Raw genomic sequence first — 18,309 nt, forward strand, 5'->3', positions numbered from 1 at the left:
CCGCCGCCGGCCAGGCCCGCCCCGCAGGCGCCGCCCGCCCGGCAGCCGGTCGTCCCGCTCCGGCCAACGCCCGACCGGCCGGCAGCCAGGAGAAGCTGGTGCGTCCGGCTCCGAAGGCCAAGGTGCGCAAGGCCCGGCTGCTGGTGTCGAAGGTGGAGCCGTTCTCGGTGCTCAAGCTCGCCTTCCTGCTTTCGGTCGCCTTCGGCGTGGTCACCGTGGTGGCCGCGGTGGCGTTCTGGGCGGTGCTGGATCTGACCGGCACGTTCGACAGCTTCAACCAGCTGATGCGCGACGCGATCGGCGCCGACAGCGGCTTCGACCTGCGTGACGCGTTCTCGCTGGGCCAGGTCGCCTCCTACGCCACCATTCTCTCGGTGGTCAACGTGGTGGTCATTTCGGTGCTCTCGATGCTGGGCGCGGTCCTGTACAACATCGCTGCCTCGCTGGTCGGCGGCGTCGGAGTCACCCTGACCGACGACTAAACACGCACCGCAACGCGCTTTTCGAGCCCTGGAGGGATTTGTGATGGATGCCACCAGGGCTCGATTTGTGTCCGGGCCAAAACCCCGGTAATGTTTTATTTCGTTCCGAAGGGAATGGCAAGGGCGTATAGCTCAGGCGGTTAGAGCGCTTCGCTGATAACGAAGAGGTCCCAAGTTCAAGTCTTGGTACGCCCACGGAAACCTTGCCACTGGGAAAGAGGGAAAATGAAAAAGATCCTGATTCTCGGCTCGATTGCGGCCGCTGCAGCGGTTCTGATCAAGAAGGCCAAGGGTTCTTCGGAAACCAAGGAGACCTGGCAGCAGGTCACCGACAAGGTATCCTGATCCCTGCGGGGGTATGGCGCAATTGGTAGCGCATCTGCTTTGCAAGCAGAGGGTTAGGGGTTCGAGTCCCCTTACCTCCACCAGCACAGAGAATCCCATCCCACACCGGATGGGATTTTTGCTTTAACCACGCCAGGTTCCCGGCGCCTGCCAGGAGAAAACGCTCAGCGGCCCGTCAATGCGTGCTCTGCGGCGGCAACGTAGTGGCCGAGCAGCTGATCCCCGATGCGGCCCCAGGAGCGCTCCTGGACGCTTTCCAGCGCCGCCGCGGCAAACGCCGCGCGCTTGGCGTCATCATAGATCAAATCGGCCACCTGGGAACGCAGCTGCACCAGGTTCCCGGGCTGATACAGCCAGCCGTTGTGCGAGGAAGAGACCAGGTCCACCGGTCCCCCGCGTCCAACCGCCACCACCGGGACCGCACTGGCCATGGCCTCCTGGATGGTCTGGCAGAAGGTCTCCGACTGCCCCGGGTGCACGAACAGATCCAGGGAGGCCAACATCTCGGCCAGCTCGCTGCCGCGCAGGAAGCCGGGGAAAACGGCACCGGGCAACTGCTGCTGCAGGCCTTCACGCAACGGCCCGTCACCGACGATCACCAGCCGTGTGCCGGGAAGGCCAGCCAGTACCCGCAGGTCGCCGACCTGCTTCTCCGCTGCCAGGCGTCCCACGTAGCCGATGATCCGCTGCCCGCCGGGCGCCAGGCGCTGCCGCAGTTGCTCGTTTCTTCGCACCGGGGTGAATAGGGCGGTGTCCACGCCCCGGCGCCACAGCTTGACGCGTCCCACCCCCAGCTGCTGCAGCTGCGAACGGGAGAACGTGCTGGGGGCCAGGGTCAGGTCCGCCGCCAGGTGAATGGCCCGCACATGTTCCCACAACCGGGCCTCGAGCCAGGGCACGCGGTACGGACGGGCATAGGCCGGCACCTCGGTCTGATAGACCGCCACGGTGGGCAGGCCCAGCTCCCCCGCGGCCCGCAGTGCCCGCCAACCCAGCACGAAGGGACTGGCCAGGTGGACGACATCCGGGGCCGAGGCGTGGAACATGCGGCGCAACACCCCGACCGGGCCAGCGGCCAACCGGACACTGGGATAGCTGGCCAGGGACATGGAGGGCAGGGTGCGTACCGGAAAGCCGCAGTACTGCCCCGGAACTCCCCTCCCGCGACGCTGCCGCGCCTGGGAAGCGGCAGGGGCGATCACCTCGGCCTCGTGGCCGGTGGCCCGCAGATGCTCCAGGGTGCGCAGCACCGAATTGGTGACTCCGTTGGTGTGGGGCAGGAACGATTCGGCGACGATGCTAACCTTCACGCCACCCATCGTGGAAGGCGCATATGGCCGCTTCATGAACCGCTCGGCTCCCCCGGGTGAACTTCGCGTTCGTGCACCGCCGTGCCATGATATTGCACATGCCCACGCACGACCCATACACCGCTGATGCCGCGCAGGAAAACGAAACCCGCAGTGCACGCACCGCGGTACTGCTCTTTCCCGCCTTGATCCTGCTTGGCGGGCTGACCGGCATGCTGATGCCCGCAGCCTTCCAGCCGCTGTCCCCGTTGATTAATCCGCTGCTGATGGTGATCATGTTCGGCATGGGACTGACCCTGACCCTGCCGGACTTCGGGATGGTGCTGCGTCACCCGCTTCCGGTGCTGGGCGGGGTCTGCGCCCAGTTTGTCATCATGCCGCTGGTGGGTTGGGCCATCGCCGCGCTGCTGGGCCTGGATCCCGCGCTGGCCGCCGGCGTCATCCTGGTCGGCTGTGCCCCCGGCGGCACCGCCTCCAATGTCGTTACCTACCTGGCACGCGGGAATGTGGCACTGTCCGTGGCCATGACCAGTATCTCCACCCTGCTGGCACCACTGCTCACTCCCCTGCTCACGCTGTGGCTGGCCGGGCAGTACCTGCCGGTGGCTGCCGGGTCGATGGCCGGCACCGTAGTTCAAATTGTGCTGATTCCGGTCCTGCTGGGCCTGGTCATCCGGTTGCTGTTCAACCGGGCAGTGGAAGCCGTCCTCAAGGCCCTGCCCTGGGTTTCCGTACTGGCGATCGCGTTCGTGGTCACCATCATCGTTGCCGGCAGTGCCCAGACCATTTTGCAGGCCGGACTGCTGGTGCTGGTTGCAGTGATCCTGCACAACGCGGCAGGACTGCTGCTGGGTTATGGAGTCGGAGCCGCACTACGGTTGCCCGAGGGGTCCAAGCGCACCGTATCCATCGAAGTGGGAATGCAGAACTCGGGATTGGCCGCCGGATTGGCAACCCAGTACTTCTCCCCTGAAGCCGCTCTTCCAGGCGCGGTGTTCTCCGTCTGGCACAACCTCTCAGGAGCCCTCGTGGCCGCGTTCTGGCGACGCCGGCGCCAGAACGCGGAGGCAGCAGGCGCATCCAAGAACTAGCCGGCCACAGGCGATTACAGCGCCTTGCGGCAACATAGGACTCGCGAGGCGGCCAACAGCGGGGTGGAAATGTAGCCTTGGTTGGTGACCATCCTTCTTGTGATCGTAGGCGTCCTGGGAGTCTCCGCCTCCGGCCCGCTGATTGCGGCGTTTCCCGGTGTTCCCGTCTTGGCGATGGCCTTGTGGCGGAACTTCGGCGCCACCGCGGTGCTGGTGGCGCCGACACTGCACCGGGACCCGACCTCGTTTCGCCGCATGGGTCGACGCGAATGGGCCTTTTGTTCCATCGCCGGAGTCTGCTTGGCTTTGCACTTCGTCTGCTTCATGTACGCAGTGCGCATGACCTCGGTGGCGGCCGCAACGGCCTTGGTCTGCATCCAGGGTGTCTGGATTGTGGTGTTCCAACGGTTGCGGGGAGTTAGCTACACCCGCATGGTGTTCCTGGGAATTGCGCTGTCCATCACCGGCGTCGTGATCATCACCGGTTTTGATCTTGGGCACGGGCGTGAGGCCATTCTCGGTGACCTTCTGGCTATCCTCGGAGGAATGCTTGCAGGAGCATATACCCTAGCGGGATCGGTGGCGCGGCGGACAATGTCAACCGGTGCCTACGCATCGGTCTGCTATGCCGTGACCTCCCTGGTACTGCTGGCGATTTGCCTCCTGGCCGGGGAGCAGATCTGGGGTTTTGACGCCTGGGGATGGTTTGGCATCGTCGCACTCACCGTGTGTTCGCAGCTTCTGGGTCATACGGCCCTAAACCATTTGCTGAGCATCCTCGGTCCACTGACGGTCTCGACTCTCATTTTGCTCGAGATCCCCGGGGCGGCATTCATCGCGGCCCTGATGATCGGCCAGCTCGTGCCCGCCGGAACCATCCTGGGCCTGATCGTGATCCTCGGCGGCCTAGTTCTGGTGGTCCGCGGACAAGCCAAGCCCGAGCCACCCACTGTGCCCCTCGAATCACCGTAAAAGTAGCCAAGCACGTGCATTCCCTTAAAGGAATACACGTGCTTGGCTTGGTCTTTTTTGTTATTCGGATGCCAGCTTGCGAATGTCTTCGGTCTCGGCTTCCGTGGACTTTGCCACCGGAGACTGCGGCTCAGTCGAAGGGGCCGGCATTTGCCAGGGGTCTTCAATCGGCTTCGACGCCTTCCACACCGCTACTAACGCGGCGACGGCCGCGGCGAGCACACCGATCATCATGAACTTGCCGAACCCGAACTTCTTCTTTTCCATGTGAACTCCTTTAGCTAGGCCACGCGCCGGCCCAATGGAAGACCTTCGACTCATCCAGCCTATGCACTTTCTCCCTGACGCACCATGCGAGAATCGCCAGACCACGCCTTTACCGCGTTTTTCACTCAACGCGTACAGGTGTCTTTGGCAGTCGCCGGTCTCAACGTGGGAGAATAAGGAGCATGACCGCAATTGCAACGCATAAAGCCACAATCCACACCAATAAGGGCGACATCGTCGTCAACCTCTTTGGCAACCACGCCCCGAAGACCGTGAAGAACTTCCTGGGACTGTCCACCGGTGAGCAGGAATGGGTGCATCCCGAAACTGGCGACAAGAAGACCGATACCCCGCTGTACAACGGCACGATCTTCCACCGCATCATTTCTGACTTCATGATTCAGGGCGGCGATCCGCTGGGCCAGGGCTTTGGCGGCCCCGGCTACCAGTTTGATGACGAGATCAACCCTGAGCTGGACTTCAACGCGCCCTACAAGCTGGCCATGGCGAACGCCGGCATTCGTATGGGTCGTGGAACCAACGGATCCCAGTTCTTCATCACCACCGTTCCCACCACCTGGCTGCAGGGCAAGCACACCATCTTCGGTGAGGTTGTTGACGAGGACTCGCGCAAGATCGTCGACTCGCTGAACGCAGTGGCCACCGACGGGCGTGACAAGCCGCTTGAGGATGTCGTCATCGATTCGATCGATATCGAGACCCTCTAGGATCTTCGCGTCATTGACGCCGCGGGCTCCGGTCGCCATTGAAGTGGCGGTCGGAGCCCATACCTTTAACGTCCCCGCCGCTTCCCCAACACTAAATATCTGAGGAACACCCCCATGTCCTACGGGCAAGTCTCACCGGAATCAACGCAGGTACCGACGTGCTACCGGCATCCAGACCAGATCTCCTACGTGTCCTGCCATCGATGTGGGCGACCAGTATGCCCACGGTGCCAGGTCTCTGCCCCGGTGGGGGTGCAATGCATTGAGTGTGTCCGCAACGCCAACAGGGCCATACCCAGTGCGAAGACCGAGTTTGGTGGGACCGCCCGCTCGAGTGCAAAACCGGTGTTGACCTACACCCTGATCGGCGTGAATTTGCTGATGTATGTCCTGCAATGGGTCATCCCCAATTTCACGCAGCAAATTGTGCTCGTCGGCGCACTGGCTTACTGGGAGCCCTGGCGTGTACTGACCAGCGCTTTCGCCCACTCGCAGGGGTCTTTGCTGCATATCGCCATGAATATGTACGGCGTGTATATCTGCGGGGTGCTGCTGGAACCGCGTCTTGGACGCGTGCGCTTTGGCTGGCTCTATTTCCTCTCGGCCTTGGGTGGTTCTCTGGGCGTCTTGCTTCTCAGTGACCCGTACACTGCGACATTGGGTGCATCGGGAGCGCTCTCGGGTTTGTTCCTGGCCTTGTTTGTGGTTTTCCGTACCAACCGGACCGCGTTGCGCCAAATGGGCATTGTCCTACTGCTAAATGTCGTTATGGGCTTCGTGGTGCCCGGGATCTCCTGGCAAGGCCACCTAGGCGGAGCAGTGCTTGGCCTAGCTGCCGCAGCGTCCATCGTACTTATCCCCAAGGGATCCCAGCGGACGACCTTGCAATTTGTTCTGCTCGGTATTCTCAGCGTGGTGGTAACGGGCATGCTCTATCTGGCAGCGGTGGCCGTTCGTTTTCCACTGGCCTAGTTCGAACACTACTCCAGCGCCTTATCCACACTGCTTATCCACACTGTTAATAACTTACACACATGTAATTCCCGAGCCGAACCGGGTTGTTAGATACCGTGGATCCCCTTGTTGCCGGGGCTGGAGGGCCGACGTTCAACTATTTTACACAGGAATCTCCACACCTGTGGATAACTTTTAAACAGGGCCTGTAGATTCACGTTTTCCGAGCATGGGCGCATTCGGGGCGGCTGATTCGAATTTTTAAACGACTCAAGGCTGACATGTACTTATGTGGATTCCTGGTGACTCAAAGTGCTCGTATCCACAGCGGTAATCCACACTGTTAATAACTTACAGGCGTGTAATTCCTCTCCCTCCACCTCCCGGGATCCCTGGGTTTTCGCTTCTTTTGGGGGCGGCGCCGACGGACTTCTCCCCAGCTGTGGATAACTTTGTGAACAAGTTGTCGCGAAAGATTCCCACAGGTGCTGTGGATAGATGTGGAGAGCTGTTGATAACTGCGCGATCAAATCGCCCGCCTATTAGGCAAGGAGGATGTCGCCGGCGGCTCGGGGCGGGATTTTCCGCCTAGAACAGGGGGAGGATCAGGCGGATCGCAAAGTAGAGCATGAACAGGCAGATGAACCCGTCGAGCAATTGCCAAGCGCGTGGCTTGGCGAAGAAGCGCGCCAAATAACGCGAACCAACACCCAGGGCCGTGAACCAGACCAAGCTGGCGACGATGGCACCAGCACCAAACTGCCAACGGGCACCGGCAAATGAGTTGCCGATAGAACCTAAGAGCAGAACAGTATCAACGTAGACGTGAGGGTTGAGCCAGGTGAGGGCGAGGGTGGTCAGCGCCACTCTCCATGCCGAGGATTCGCTGGGGGAGTTCTTGGTAGCCATGCTCGTGGGAGAGAGCGCGCGGCGTAGCGCGAAGAGGGCATAGAGTGCCAGAAAAAGTGCTCCACCTATGCGTGCCGCACTCATGATCCATTCCGCGCGCTCTATCAGGGCACCCAGGCCGGCAATACCCGCAGAGATCAGGACAATGTCCGAGAGCATGCAGATGATGATCGCCACCCAAACGTGCTGACGAGTGATTCCCTGGCGCAGGATGAAGGCATTTTGGGCGCCGATCGCGACGATGAGCGACAGTCCGGTGCCGAAGCCCAACAGGGCAGGTGTAGCAAGCATGTAGCAACAGTAGAAAAACCTCATAACTGTTGTCGAACTTAAAAGTCTTAGGACACTTTAGAGTTGCTAATGTGAACTTCGATTTTGAGCAGCTGGAGACTCTCCTGGCGGTCATCGAGGCTGGCAGCTTCGATGGCGCCGCCATTGACCTGGGGATCAGCGCTTCGGCGGTGAGTCAGCGCATGAAGGCCCTGGAGAAACGGGCCGGGACCATTCTCGTGTTGCGTAGTAAGCCGGTGCGGCCCACGGAGCCCGGTGTCACGGTGCTGCGCTACGCGCGCCAGATCGTCTCCCTGGGCAGAGAGCTGAACACGCATCTGGGGGAAGGGGAGCATGCGGAAACGCCCCAACGGATCACCATTGGCGTCAATGCCGATTCCCTGGCAACTTGGTTCATCGACGTTCTGCGGGAACTGGGTCGGCGCGAGGACCTCATTTGTGATTTGCGCAGGGGAGATGAGCACCGTAACGCGGAACTGCTGAGGAAGGGCGAGGTCAGTGGGGTGGTGACGACCAGCGCCGATGCGGTGCAAGGATGCGCGGTGCAAAAGTTGGGAACCATGCGCTACTGGGCGGTGGCATCAACGGAATTCATTGCCCGCCGGGACGGGATGGCGCCACGTGACTGGCTGGCGGTGGCCCCGGTGGTGATCTTTGACCGCGACGATCCGCTGCAAGCCCAGCTGCGTGGGCGAGTGACCGGACAGTCAACGTGGGACGGAGTGGCGACGCACTATGTCCCGGACTCGTGGCGTTACGCTACGGCAATTGAGGCAGGTATGGGCTGGGGGATGCTGCCGGAACTGCAGCTGCGGCAGCTGCCTGAGCTGCACCGTCTTGACGATGCATGGAGCATTGAGGTGCCGCTGTACTGGCAACGGTGGTCCATGGGTTCGCGGGCACTGGACAGTTTCGGTCGGATTCTGATGTCCGCGGCACAGGCCGCCGGGCTTTAGGCTGTCTACGCTGCGGACCACAGCGGTGTTGCGGAAACTATTTCCAATTTGTGGTCATGAAGAAGCCGATCATGGCAATGCCAAAACCGATCACGATGTTCCAGCCACCAATGTTGGGGATGGGGAAGAGCGTCTGCGAAATGTAGTACACCATGACCCAGACCAGGCCAAGGAGCATCAGCCCGAACATTACCGGCTTGTACCAAACCGGATTCGGGCTCTCAGCGCTGCGCGCCGCGCGCTCCGCGGCGGCCTGGGGATTCTTCGTGCGACGCTTCGATTCCGGCAATGTATAGCTCCCTAGCTTCATCAGCTCATTGTATTAAACAGGACTCGCCACGGCGTTCCCGGTAGTCTTAGGAACGAAGTATCACCGACAAGACGATCCATACTTCGCGTAGCTTCCATACTAGCCGTTGCGCCGCTTCCCGCGGGGGCTAACTGGCTATGATGCGAACAACTTTGCTCCAAGTATCCCGTGCTAAGGACCGCCCCTTTGAACCGAACGCTTGCCCGGCCCGGACGCCGAACCGACCGCCGTCCCGTCAGCGTGGGTAATCGTCTGCTCGGGTTTTTCGGGGAACTGCTGATCACCCTCGGAATTGTGTTGATGCTCTTCGTTGTGTGGGAATTATGGTGGACGAATATTGACTCGGCCCACGCGCAGAAGCAGGCCACCGGTGAGCTGGTGCAAAGCCTGGGCGAAGTGAACATCCCCGAGACGGTGGATGAAAAGGACTACGGACCGGCCCCCGTTACGGAGATCGCCGATGCAGAGACCTTCGGAATCATGTATTTTCCGCAGTTTGGCCGAAATGGAACGCATCATCCGGTCACCAATGGAGTGGGCAGCGATGTGATCGACAGCGTGGGCATCGGCCACTATCCCACGACCCAGAAGCCGGGGGAGCAGGGCAACTTCGCGGTCGCGGCCCACCGCCAGACGCACGGACAGGTTTTCTGGGACATCGACAAGCTCGGAGAAGGCGACAAGGTCTACCTGCAGACCAAGCAGGGGTACTACACCTACACCTGGCGCAAAACCGAGATCGTCCCGCCCAGCGCCGGGGAAGTGCTGTTGCCGGTGCCCCACGGGTACGGAGCCGAACCGACCACCTCGATCCTGACCATGACCAGCTGCCATCCGCCGTTCACCACCCGTGAACGCATCATCGCCTACTCCGAACTGACCAGCTGGCGACCGCTGGAGGCGGGGCCTCCCGAGGAGATCCGGGACCTGGTCAAGGACGCCACGAGCTAGGGGTAGGAAATGTATTCATGGATTTTTCGTAATTTGCCCGGACCGCTGTGGTTTCGCGTCATCCAGGCACTGATTCTGATTGCCGCAGTCGTACTATTACTGATGGTGTATGTTTTCCCGTGGCTGAGCCAGTTCAGCCCCTTTACCGAGTCGACGATTGGTTTGAGGATACTGTGAGTGCGACAAAGATCCTGGTGATCGACAACTACGACAGCTTTGTCTACACCCTCGTCGGATACCTGCAGGAGCTGGGGGCGCAGACCACGGTCATCCGCAACGACGACCGGGACCTTTCCGGGGCCATTGCGCTGGCCCAGGAGCATGACGGGGTGCTCATCTCGCCTGGGCCGGGGGACCCGACCGGCGCCGGGGTCAGCATTGACCTGATCAAATGGTGCGGCGAGCACAACAAGCCGATGCTTGGGGTCTGCCTGGGGCATCAGGCCCTCGCCGAGGCCTACGGTGGCACGGTGACCCACGCCGAACAGCTGATGCACGGCAAGACCTCGCTGGTGCGTCATGCTGAGCATCCGGTCTTCGCGCAGGTGGCCAACCCGTTCACGGCAACCCGCTACCACTCACTGGCCGCGGTGCGCTCCACGATCCCGCAGGAACTGGAAATCATCTGCGAAACCGAGGACGGGGTAGTGATGGGTCTGGCGCACCGCACCGCGCCGCTTTGGGGGCTGCAGTACCACCCGGAATCGGTGCTGACCCAGGATGGCTACCTAATGCTGGGCAACTGGCTGCAGTTTGTGGGGCTCGAGGGAGCCGCTGCCAAAGCCGCCGGACTCAGCCCGCTCTTCTCCGCGTAGCCTCCCGCCCGGGGCGGGAGACAGGGAGCTAGTCCTCCTTGGCCGAGGGCGAAGGGCTCTCGCTGGGGGATTCGCTGGACTCATCCGATTCATCCGGCGACGGGCTGGAAGACGCGGCCGCCCGGGCGATGGTCAGCTGGATGGTGCTGCCCTGTTCCACATCCTCGTTCGGGCCGGAGGACTGCTCGAGCACGGTGTCGACGGCTTCGCTGCTCTGCTCATAGGTGTACTGCACCTTCAGGCCGAGGTCATCGGCCTCGAGCTTCGCCTTGGCGTCATCCAGGCTGGACCCGGTGACATCCGGGACGGTGACCTTGCCGGTGGACAGGATCAGGTCTACCTGCGAGCCGACCTTGACCTTGGAACCCATTTCCGGGCTGGTCTGCACCACCCAGTCGGTGGGGATGCTTGGATGGTTGGCCCTGGTGACTTCGCCGACTTCCAGCCCGGCTTCACGCAGTGCCTCGCGCGCGGCGACCTCGGTCTGGTTTGCCAGTGAATCGGGGATGGTGCGCTGTTCAGAGCCGTCGGAGATGTACAGGCGCACCAGGCTTTCCTTGGGCACCGAGGCACCGCTCTTCGGGTCGGTGCGCACCACCAGGTCCTCGTCGACGGCGTCGCTGTATTCGTGCTCCACCTGCACGTTCAGGTTCAGCGCGGTCAGCTGGGCGGTGGCTTCCTCCTCGGAGAGCTTTTCCACGTTCGGGATGCCCACCGGGGCGTTGCGCTCCTGGTCCAGCTGGATCATCCGGTAGACCATGAAGCCGGCGACGATGACCGCGATCGCGGCAATGATGGAGATCAGCCAGAACATGCCGCGGTTGGACTTGGGCCGCCGGGTCGCGTCGTGCAGCTGCTGGCGGCTGGCGAACACCGGGTGCTCGTCGGTGGGCGGACGGGTGGCGGACGCATCGTATGCGGCGGCCTCGGCGTCCATCGTCTGGGTCGGCTCCTGGTAGAGGGCGACCGTGGGCTGGGTGCTGGTGGCCAGCTGCGGGTCCTGGTAGGGGATGCCGTGCAACGCATCGTCCAGGGCCCGGGACAGGTCCGCGGCCGAGTCGAAACGGTCGTCGCGTTCCTTGGCCAGCGCCTTGAGCACCACGGCATCGTAGATCTGTGGAACGTCCGGGTTTGCCTCGCTGGGCGGCACCGGGTCCTCGCCGACGTGCTGGTACGCCACCGATACCGGGGAGTCCCCGGTGAAGGGTGGCTCGTGCACCAGCAGTTCGTAGAGCAGGCAGCCGGCGGAGTAGATGTCGGTGCGGTGGTCCACGATCTCCCCGCGTGCCTGCTCCGGGGAGAGGTACTGGGCGGTGCCCACCACCGCGGCGGTCTGGGTCATCGTGGCGGAGGAGTCGTTCGCGGCCCGGGCGATGCCGAAGTCCATGAGCTTGACGTGCCCGTCGTCGGTGACCATGACGTTGGCCGGCTTGATGTCCCGGTGCACCACGTGGTTCGCGTGCGAGTGCTCCAGCGCCTGGCAGACCCCGTGCATCACGTCCACGGCGAACTCGGGTTCGATCCGCTCTTCCTTCAGCATTTGGCGCAGCGTGCGCCCGGTGACGTACTCCATCACGATGTAGGGCAGCTCATCGGGCCGGGTGTCCCCGGCCGGGATGACCCCGGTGTCGTAGACGCCCACGATGTTCGGGTGGCTGAGCCCGGCCACCGCCTTGGCCTCACGCTCAAAGCGCACCACCACCATCGAATCGCGCGCCATGTCCGGGCGCAGCAGCTTGATGGCGACCTTCCGGGAAAGCAGCCGGTCCATGCCCAGGTACACGTCCGCCATCCCGCCGCGCCCGATCAGCGACTGCAGCTCATAGCGCCCAGCCACCAGGTCGGGCACGCCCGGCGGAAGCACTGACTGTTCGTTCATCAGTTATCTTCCGTGGCCGATGCGGTGGGCGAGGAGGAGGGGGCGGCGGCAGGGGAGGAGGTCTCGGCCGGTGCCGAGGAGGTGGCTTCGGTCGGCTCGGGGCTGGGCTCCGGGCCGGAGGAGATGACCAGGCTGACCTTGCTCCCCGGGGCCTGGCTGCTACCGGCGGCCGGGCTCTGGCTCAGCACGGTGCCGGCCCGCTCATCGCTGGCACGCTCGGTCACCGAGCCGACCGACAGGCCGGCCTGGTTCAGCTGCGACCTGGCGGCACTGGAGGACTGGCCGACCACGCCGGGCACCTCCACGGTTTCCGGGGCAATGGCGTAGGTGACCCGCACGGTCGAGCCCGCATTGACGGTGCCCATCGGGGAAATGTCGGTGACGTTGCCCGGATCCTCGTCCTGCATGGGCCGAGCCACCGCGTCCACCTTCAGGCCCAGGTCCCGCAGCTGCGCGGTGACCGCATCAATGTGCTGGCCGAGCAAGGCGTTGCTGACCTGCACGGTCTTCGGCGACTGCGCATCCTCGGAAGGGGAGCTGGCGGCGGTGGTGCTCTGCGTCGGCTCGGTGGTTTCCTCGCTCGGCTCGCTGCTGGTCTCGCTCGCGCTCACCGTGGGGGAGACGCTGGACTCATCATCGTCGCTGGCGCCGGTGAACATCGGCATCAGCCAGGCGCCCAGGGCGATCAGCACCGCCAGGACGATGACCACGATCAGCGGGACCAGCCACGGGGCGCGCTTCCTCTCCTCCTGGTCGTGGGCGTCCTCGTTGTCCGCCAGCCCATCGGAGTCGAAGTCCTGGTAGCTGGAAGAGGCCTGCAGCGACTGGGTGGCCGCCGGGGTGACCGGCAGGGCGCTGGTGGCCGGGGCTGCAGCCTGCACCGTGGTGTCCTGGGTGGGCACCGCCTGGGTCTTCTCATCGTCCAGGTTCATCGCCTGGGTGGCGGTGTCCTCGATCCCGGTGCGCAGCATGCCCGGCACCGCGAGCACCGCGGTGTGCGTGTCCTCGTGGCGCAGCGCCTCGGCGGCGTCGGCCAGGGCGTTGGCGTTCTTCGGGCGGTCGGCCGGGTCCTTGGCCAGCATGGACATGATCAGCTGGCGCACCGGGGCCGGAATGGATTCGGGCAGCGGCGGGGGAGTGTCGTTGACCTGGGCCAGTGCGATGGCGATCTGGGATTCGCCGGTGAAGGGCCGGCGTCCGGCCAGCAGCTCGTAGCCGATGACGCCCAGCGCGTAGATGTCCGAGCTGCCGGTGGCGGTCTGCCCGGTGGCCTGTTCCGGGGCCAGGTACTGGGCGGTGCCCATCACCTGGCCGGTGGCGGTCAGCGGGACCTGGTCGGCCAGTCGGGCGATGCCGAAGTCGGTGATCTTCACCTTGCCCGAGGGGGTGACCAGGATGTTGCCCGGCTTCACGTCACGGTGCACCAGCCCGTGCTCGTGCGCTGCGGCCAGGGCCCGGGCGGTTTGGGCGATCAGCGACAGCGTGCGGTCCACATCCAGCTTGCGGTCCCGTTCAATGATGGTTGACAGCGGCGGGCCGGGCACCAGTTCCATGACCAGGTAGGCTGAGCCCTCTTCCTCGCCGTAGTCGAAGACGCCGGCGATGCCCGGGTGGTTCAGCAGTGCGGTGTGCCGGGCCTCCACGCGGAAACGCGTGAGGAAGCCCTCGTTGCCGGTGTACTCCTCCTTGAGGATCTTGATGGCCACCAGCCGACCCAGCACCTGGTCGCGAGCCTTCCAGACTTCGCCCATGCCACCGATCGCGATGCGGTCGGTCAGCTTGTAGCGACCTCCCAATGTAGTACCGGTAACTGGTCTCACTGGTTGAACACCGCCTCTGTCATTTGCTTCATAAGGGAAACCGCCAACCGGTGGTTCTTGTCGTAGTCAATTCTTTCAAAGGCCACCGTGATGGCCACTTCGGGGTCATCGCCCGGGGCGAAGCCGGTCACCCAGGAGTTCACCGTGCGCCCCGGCTGGTCATCCGGCACATCTGCGGTGCCGGTCTTGACCCGCAGGTCCACGCCGGGCACGTTGGCCCGCATCGCCGTGCCGGACTGCACCGGTCCCTTCATCAGTTCGGCGACCTTGTTGGCCACCTCCTTGGTGGTGGCCGTGGAGAACTCCTTCGGCTTGGTCTCCTCCAGGACCCGCAGGTCCGGGGCGATGACCTTCTTGACCAGGTTCGGCTGCATGATCACCCCGTCGTTGGCGATGCCCATGGCGACCATGTTCATCTGCAGCGGGGTGGCCTGCACGTCACGCTGGCCGATGACCGACTGGGCCAGTTCGCCGGCGCTCATGTTGGGCTTGAACTGGCTTTCGGTCACCTTCAGCGGGATATTCAGCTGTTGGTTGAAGCCGAAGCGCTCGGCCACGTCCTCGAACGGTGCGGAACCCAGCTTCTCGCTCATCTGCGCGAACGGCGTGTTGCAGCTCTGCGCGGTGATGAAGCGCAGATCCGCCTGCGTCCGGTTGGCGCAGATGCCCTCGGCGAAGTTGCTGATCTTCGCGCCCTGGATGTTCACCTGCTGCGGGTTGGGGACCGGGGTGTCCATGTCGTACTTCCCGGACTCCAGCCCGGTGACCAGATCCAGGATCTTGAAGGTCGACCCGGGGCTGAACCGGTTGCCCAGCGCCGGGTTGACGTACGGGCTCAAACCCTTGACGCCGGTCAGCTTCTTCAGGTTCTCCGAGGCGGCCTTGGTGGAATGCACCGAGAGCTTGTTCGGGTCGTAGCTGGGCTTGGAGGCCATGGCCAACACGTCGCCGGTCTTCACATCGGTGACGATGATGGTGCCGCGCAGTCCGTCGGGCAGCATGTTGAACGCCTTGTGCTGCAGCTCGTCGTCGATGGTCAGCTCCACCGATGCGCCCTCGGTGGTCTTGCCGGTGAACAGCGCGGAGAGCCGGTCAAAGAGCAGGTCGGAGCTCTTGCCGGTCAGCCAGTCGTTCAGCTCGCTTTCCAGATGCGTGGACATGTTGGCCAACGAGTAGAAGCCGGTCAGGTGCGCGTACACCTCCGGGTCGTTGTAGACGCGCTGGTAGGTGAACTGCCCGTCCTCGGTTGGCACCGACTCCGCGATCGGCTTGCCGTCCACCAAGATCGCCCCACGGGGCATGTCGAATTCACGGTACAGCTCACGCTTGTTCAGGGCGTTGCCCGCCAGCTGGTCGGCGGCGAAGAACTGGATATAGCTCAGCGCCCCGAAACAGACCAGGAACATCACCATCAGGGCAACCCAAACGCGCCGAATGGCCTGATTCACTAGCTTTTCACCGCCTTCGGATCGCTGGCACCGGGGGTGGCCACTTCATCGGTCGGGCCCACATGCCCGGTCATTGGTCTGCGTGAGTTGTGGGAGATCAGCAGCAGCAGCGCCACAATGATCCAGTTCGCCAGCAGTGAGGATCCGCCGGCCGCCATGAACGGGGTGGCCAGACCGGTGAGCGGGATCAGCCGGGTGACCCCGCCAATGATCACGATGCACTGCAGGGCCAGGGTGAAGGACAGGCCGGTGGCCAGCAGCTTGCCGAAGCTGTCTCGCGATCCCAGTGCGGCGCGCAGCCCACGGGAGACCAGCAGCAGGTAGAGCATGATGATGGCGGCCACGCCGATCAGCCCCAGCTCCTCGCCGAAGGAGGCGATGATCATGTCCGAGTTGGCCAGCGGCACCCGGTAGGGCGAACCGTTGCCCAGCCCCGTGCCGATCAGCCCGCCGTCGGCCATGCCGAACAGGCCCTCGACGATCTGCATGCTGCCGCCGGTGGCGTAGTAGATGTCCGGGTTGAACGCGTCCAGCCAGGTGGTCAGCCGTCGGGTCACGTGGCTCATGGTGGTCGCGGCGAACACGCCGCCGACCGCCACCATCAGCAGGCCGATGACCACCCAGGAGATGCGGGCGGTGGCCACGTAGATCATCACGATGAACAGGCCGAAGAACAGGATCGAGGACCCCAGGTCGCGCTGGACCACCAGCACGCCGATGGACAGGATCCAGGCGACCACCATGGGCGCCATGTCCCGCATGCGCGGCAGCTGCATGGGACCGACCTTGCGCCCGGCCATCAGGATCAGGTCGCGGTTGGAGGAGAGGTAGCCGGCGAAGAAGATCGACAGGGTGATCTTGGCCAGCTCACCGGGCTGCAGGGAGAACCCGGCCACCCGGATCCAGATCCGCGCGCCGTTGATGGTCACCCCGAGCCCGGGAATCATCGGAAGCAGCAGCAGCACAATGGATGCCAGCAGGGCGATATAGGTAAAGCGGCGCAGGTTGCGGTGATCGCGCACCGCCCACATCACCACCGCGGCGATGAGCATGGCGATGCCCGTCCACAGCAGCTGGCGGAACGATTGTTCCGTGGACTTTGCCAGGTCCAAGCGGTAGATCATGGCCAGACCCAGCGAGTTCAGGGCGATCGTGATCGGAAGTATTACCGGATCAGAATATTTGGCGAAAAGCCGCAATAGGATGTGGACCAGCAGCGCCAGGCCGCTGAGGATCCCCATCTCCAACACGAAGCCGCTGCGGTCGGTTTCCTCGGTGGCGGTCCCGATCAGGTAGAAGGCGGCGAAGCCAACTCCCAGGGCGAGCACGAGCAGGAGGAGTTCGAAATTGCGCCGGGGAACCGGTGCTGTCTGCAATTCGCTCATTGCATGATCTCCTCACAGTAGGCGGGCACGGGTTCCTGGTCATTGTTCTGGTCGTCCTTGCCCGGGGCCTGCACCGGACATTTCTGCTTGGCGGTCACCAGCAGTTCGTGCACCATCGCCTGGGCGTGGTTCAGGTCCTGCGCGTAGAGCGAGGACTCGACCCGCTGACGCGAATAGGTGGGCAGGGCCTCGAGCGGGATATTGCTGACCGACTCCACCTCGGAGAGGGAGATCGGTCCCAATTCCTGGGGCACCCCGCGGTAGATGGCCACATTGCCGTCCTTGGGAGCCACGAAATACTGGGTTTGGGTCCACAGGTAGCCCCACGCGCCGACGATCACCACCAGCACGCTCATCAGGGTCAGCAGCGCCGGCAGGAACCAGCGTCGGCGCGGGCCGTGGCTCTCGAGCGGGTCGAGCATGTCGCCCGCTTCCGGTGAACGGTGGGTGAGCAGGGCCGCGGCGCGGCGCTCACCGGTGCTCTGGGTGACCACCGGGATCTGCCCGGTCTGGGTGGCCAGGTCGGCGGCGCCCACCAGTACGTGCGGGCGCTGGGAGATCTCATGGCGGATCAGCGAGGCGCTGGCCTCGATGTCACCCTCCACGGCGATCGTCAGCTGTCCGGTGTCCGGTTCCGGTTCCCCGGAGACCGCCTGGACCGGGGGCAGGTCAGGGGTTTCGACAATGTCGAACAGGACGATGGTGACGTTGTCCGGCGCCCCGTTGTGCAGGGTCGTGGCCACCAGGTCGGCCGCGATCTCCTCCAGGTCCGCGGTGGTGCGCATCGCCTGCTCAATGATTTCGTCGGGCACCACATCGGTCAGGCCGTCGGAGCACAGCAGCCAGCGTTCACCGACCGCGGCCGGCAGCTGCTGGATGTCCAGTTCGGGGGAGGCATCCGAATCGCCAAGGACGCGCAGCAGCACGTTCTTGTGCGGGTGCACCGATGCTTCCTCGGGGCGGATTCGGCCTTCCTCGACCAGGCGCTGCACGAACGTGTGGTCCCGGCTGATCTGCTCGAACACCCCGTCCTTCAGGCGGTAGGCGCGCGAGTCGCCGATGTGCGCCAGGTGCAGCGTTTCCTCGGAGAGCAGCAGCGAGGTCACGGTGGTGCCCATGCCCGAAAGCTTCGGGTTCGCGCCCACCAGTTCGTTCAGCACCAGGTTCGCCGCCTGGATCTCATCGGGCAGCGCGTTCTGCGGATCCGGGGTGTAGCGGCGGTCCAGGTGGATCAAATCCAGCACGGTGGATGCCGAAGCCACGTCGCCACCGACGTGCCCGCCCATGCCGTCGGCCAGCACCGCCAGGTACTCGCCAACGTAGGCCGAATCATCGTTCTTTGAACGCACTCGGCCTACGTCTGACAGGGCGGCAAACTTGAGCTTCAATGCCATAG

Annotated in this window: 18 protein-coding genes and 2 tRNA genes; 11 read left to right on the forward strand and 9 right to left on the reverse strand. The window is 63.7% G+C overall.

Translation table 11 applies throughout. The features are described from left to right. The 4 genes from RCJ92_RS05200 to RCJ92_RS05215 all read left to right on the forward strand — a co-directional run. A partial coding sequence (locus tag RCJ92_RS05200) for a DUF3566 domain-containing protein (RefSeq protein ID WP_446753937.1) occupies nucleotides 1-482 on the forward strand: 482 nt, incomplete at its 5' end. A gap of 121 nt (nucleotides 483-603) precedes the next feature. Beyond that, nucleotides 604-677 (forward strand) — tRNA-Ile (locus RCJ92_RS05205). 30 nt (nucleotides 678-707) lie between these two features. Further along, on the forward strand, nucleotides 708-827 hold the full coding sequence (locus tag RCJ92_RS05210) for a DLW-39 family protein (protein WP_212743898.1): 120 nt from the start codon (nucleotides 708-710) through the stop codon (nucleotides 825-827). Between the two features lie 7 nt (nucleotides 828-834). Beyond that, a tRNA-Ala gene (locus RCJ92_RS05215) sits at nucleotides 835-910 on the forward strand. Nucleotides 911-991: 81 nt separating this feature from the next. Here RCJ92_RS05215 and RCJ92_RS05220 read toward each other — a convergent pair. Then, complete coding sequence (locus tag RCJ92_RS05220; RefSeq protein ID WP_343832198.1) at nucleotides 992-2,137, reverse strand: glycosyltransferase family 4 protein; 1,146 nt, start codon at nucleotides 2,135-2,137, stop codon at nucleotides 992-994. 98 nt (nucleotides 2,138-2,235) lie between these two features. On the opposite strand from RCJ92_RS05220, the gene RCJ92_RS05225 reads away from it, so the two are divergent. Together RCJ92_RS05225 and RCJ92_RS05230 are read left to right on the forward strand one after the other, a co-directional pair. Then, nucleotides 2,236-3,228 (forward strand): bile acid:sodium symporter family protein, encoded by a 993-nt coding sequence (locus RCJ92_RS05225; RefSeq protein ID WP_446753938.1) that lies wholly within the window; start codon nucleotides 2,236-2,238, stop codon nucleotides 3,226-3,228. An 84-nt stretch (nucleotides 3,229-3,312) separates the two neighbouring features. Then, a complete protein-coding gene (locus tag RCJ92_RS05230; RefSeq protein ID WP_343832194.1) occupies nucleotides 3,313-4,200 on the forward strand; it encodes a DMT family transporter in 888 nt (295 codons plus the stop codon). A 60-nt stretch (nucleotides 4,201-4,260) separates the two neighbouring features. Here the strand turns inward: RCJ92_RS05230 and RCJ92_RS05235 are convergent, their stop codons facing one another. Next, nucleotides 4,261-4,467, reverse strand: coding sequence for a hypothetical protein (locus RCJ92_RS05235; RefSeq protein ID WP_054820821.1), 207 nt, complete (start codon nucleotides 4,465-4,467; stop codon nucleotides 4,261-4,263). Between the two features lie 182 nt (nucleotides 4,468-4,649). Here RCJ92_RS05235 and RCJ92_RS05240 point away from each other — a divergent pair, with 182 nt between their 5' ends. Both RCJ92_RS05240 and RCJ92_RS05245 read left to right on the forward strand, forming a co-directional pair. After that, nucleotides 4,650-5,195, forward strand: a complete 546-nt coding sequence (locus tag RCJ92_RS05240) for a peptidylprolyl isomerase (RefSeq protein WP_446753939.1) — start codon at nucleotides 4,650-4,652, stop codon at nucleotides 5,193-5,195. A gap of 348 nt (nucleotides 5,196-5,543) precedes the next feature. Further along, the gene (locus RCJ92_RS05245) at nucleotides 5,544-6,167 is read left to right on the forward strand and encodes a rhomboid family intramembrane serine protease (protein WP_391503117.1); all 624 of its coding nucleotides are present in this window, start codon (nucleotides 5,544-5,546) and stop codon (nucleotides 6,165-6,167) included. Between the two features lie 570 nt (nucleotides 6,168-6,737). On the opposite strand, the gene RCJ92_RS05250 is transcribed toward RCJ92_RS05245, so the two are convergent. Further along, nucleotides 6,738-7,349, reverse strand: coding sequence for a LysE/ArgO family amino acid transporter (locus RCJ92_RS05250; protein ID WP_446753940.1), 612 nt, complete (start codon nucleotides 7,347-7,349; stop codon nucleotides 6,738-6,740). 71 nt (nucleotides 7,350-7,420) lie between these two features. On the opposite strand from RCJ92_RS05250, the gene RCJ92_RS05255 reads away from it, so the two are divergent. After that, the gene (locus RCJ92_RS05255; protein ID WP_343832189.1) at nucleotides 7,421-8,305 is read left to right on the forward strand and encodes an ArgP/LysG family DNA-binding transcriptional regulator; all 885 of its coding nucleotides are present in this window, start codon (nucleotides 7,421-7,423) and stop codon (nucleotides 8,303-8,305) included. A 37-nt stretch (nucleotides 8,306-8,342) separates the two neighbouring features. On the opposite strand, the gene RCJ92_RS05260 is transcribed toward RCJ92_RS05255, so the two are convergent. Further along, nucleotides 8,343-8,594 (reverse strand): cell division protein CrgA, encoded by a 252-nt coding sequence (locus tag RCJ92_RS05260; RefSeq protein WP_446753958.1) that lies wholly within the window; start codon nucleotides 8,592-8,594, stop codon nucleotides 8,343-8,345. Between the two features lie 207 nt (nucleotides 8,595-8,801). Between RCJ92_RS05260 and RCJ92_RS05265 the strand changes: the two genes are divergently transcribed. Continuing rightward, the gene (locus tag RCJ92_RS05265; RefSeq protein WP_446753941.1) at nucleotides 8,802-9,566 is read left to right on the forward strand and encodes a class E sortase; all 765 of its coding nucleotides are present in this window, start codon (nucleotides 8,802-8,804) and stop codon (nucleotides 9,564-9,566) included. Between the two features lie 173 nt (nucleotides 9,567-9,739). After that, the gene (locus tag RCJ92_RS05270) at nucleotides 9,740-10,381 is read left to right on the forward strand and encodes an anthranilate synthase component II (RefSeq protein WP_343832185.1); all 642 of its coding nucleotides are present in this window, start codon (nucleotides 9,740-9,742) and stop codon (nucleotides 10,379-10,381) included. 28 nt (nucleotides 10,382-10,409) lie between these two features. Here the strand turns inward: RCJ92_RS05270 and pknB are convergent, their stop codons facing one another. From pknB to RCJ92_RS05295, 5 genes are read right to left on the reverse strand one after another with little or no spacing between them, the layout of a single operon-like run. Next, on the reverse strand, nucleotides 10,410-12,260 hold the full coding sequence (gene pknB / locus RCJ92_RS05275; RefSeq protein ID WP_446753942.1) for a Stk1 family PASTA domain-containing Ser/Thr kinase: 1,851 nt from the start codon (nucleotides 12,258-12,260) through the stop codon (nucleotides 10,410-10,412). Continuing rightward, nucleotides 12,260-14,080, reverse strand: a complete 1,821-nt coding sequence (locus RCJ92_RS05280; RefSeq protein WP_446753943.1) for a protein kinase domain-containing protein — start codon at nucleotides 14,078-14,080, stop codon at nucleotides 12,260-12,262. Before RCJ92_RS05280 ends, pknB begins: the two co-directional genes overlap by 1 nt. After that, nucleotides 14,077-15,528, reverse strand: coding sequence for a penicillin-binding transpeptidase domain-containing protein (locus tag RCJ92_RS05285; protein WP_346922434.1), 1,452 nt, complete (start codon nucleotides 15,526-15,528; stop codon nucleotides 14,077-14,079). The genes RCJ92_RS05280 and RCJ92_RS05285 overlap by 4 nt, the downstream gene beginning before the upstream one ends. Then, on the reverse strand, nucleotides 15,528-16,913 hold the full coding sequence (locus tag RCJ92_RS05290; protein WP_054821388.1) for an FtsW/RodA/SpoVE family cell cycle protein: 1,386 nt from the start codon (nucleotides 16,911-16,913) through the stop codon (nucleotides 15,528-15,530). Before RCJ92_RS05290 ends, RCJ92_RS05285 begins: the two co-directional genes overlap by 1 nt. Next, nucleotides 16,910-18,307 (reverse strand): PP2C family protein-serine/threonine phosphatase, encoded by a 1,398-nt coding sequence (locus RCJ92_RS05295; protein WP_343832177.1) that lies wholly within the window; start codon nucleotides 18,305-18,307, stop codon nucleotides 16,910-16,912. The genes RCJ92_RS05290 and RCJ92_RS05295 overlap by 4 nt, the downstream gene beginning before the upstream one ends. Nucleotides 18,308-18,309 lie beyond the last annotated feature (2 nt).

The sequence above is a fragment of the Glutamicibacter sp. BSL13 genome (assembly GCF_052928425.1).

Excerpts from the sequence above, each read along its gene's own strand:
- RCJ92_RS05210 (WP_212743898.1), top strand. The coding sequence starts at position 708 with ATGAAAAAGATCCTGATTCTCGGCTCGATTGCGGCCGCTGCAGCGGTT.
- RCJ92_RS05225 (WP_446753938.1), top strand. The coding sequence starts at position 2,236 with ATGCCCACGCACGACCCATACACCGCTGATGCCGCGCAGGAAAACGAA.
- RCJ92_RS05235 (WP_054820821.1), bottom strand. The coding sequence starts at position 4,467 with ATGGAAAAGAAGAAGTTCGGGTTCGGCAAGTTCATGATGATCGGTGTG.
- RCJ92_RS05240 (WP_446753939.1), top strand. The coding sequence starts at position 4,650 with ATGACCGCAATTGCAACGCATAAAGCCACAATCCACACCAATAAGGGC.
- RCJ92_RS05250 (WP_446753940.1), bottom strand. The coding sequence starts at position 7,349 with ATGCTTGCTACACCTGCCCTGTTGGGCTTCGGCACCGGACTGTCGCTC.
- pknB (WP_446753942.1), bottom strand. The coding sequence starts at position 12,260 with ATGAACGAACAGTCAGTGCTTCCGCCGGGCGTGCCCGACCTGGTGGCT.
- RCJ92_RS05290 (WP_054821388.1), bottom strand. The coding sequence starts at position 16,913 with ATGAGCGAATTGCAGACAGCACCGGTTCCCCGGCGCAATTTCGAACTC.
- RCJ92_RS05295 (WP_343832177.1), bottom strand. The coding sequence starts at position 18,307 with ATGGCATTGAAGCTCAAGTTTGCCGCCCTGTCAGACGTAGGCCGAGTG.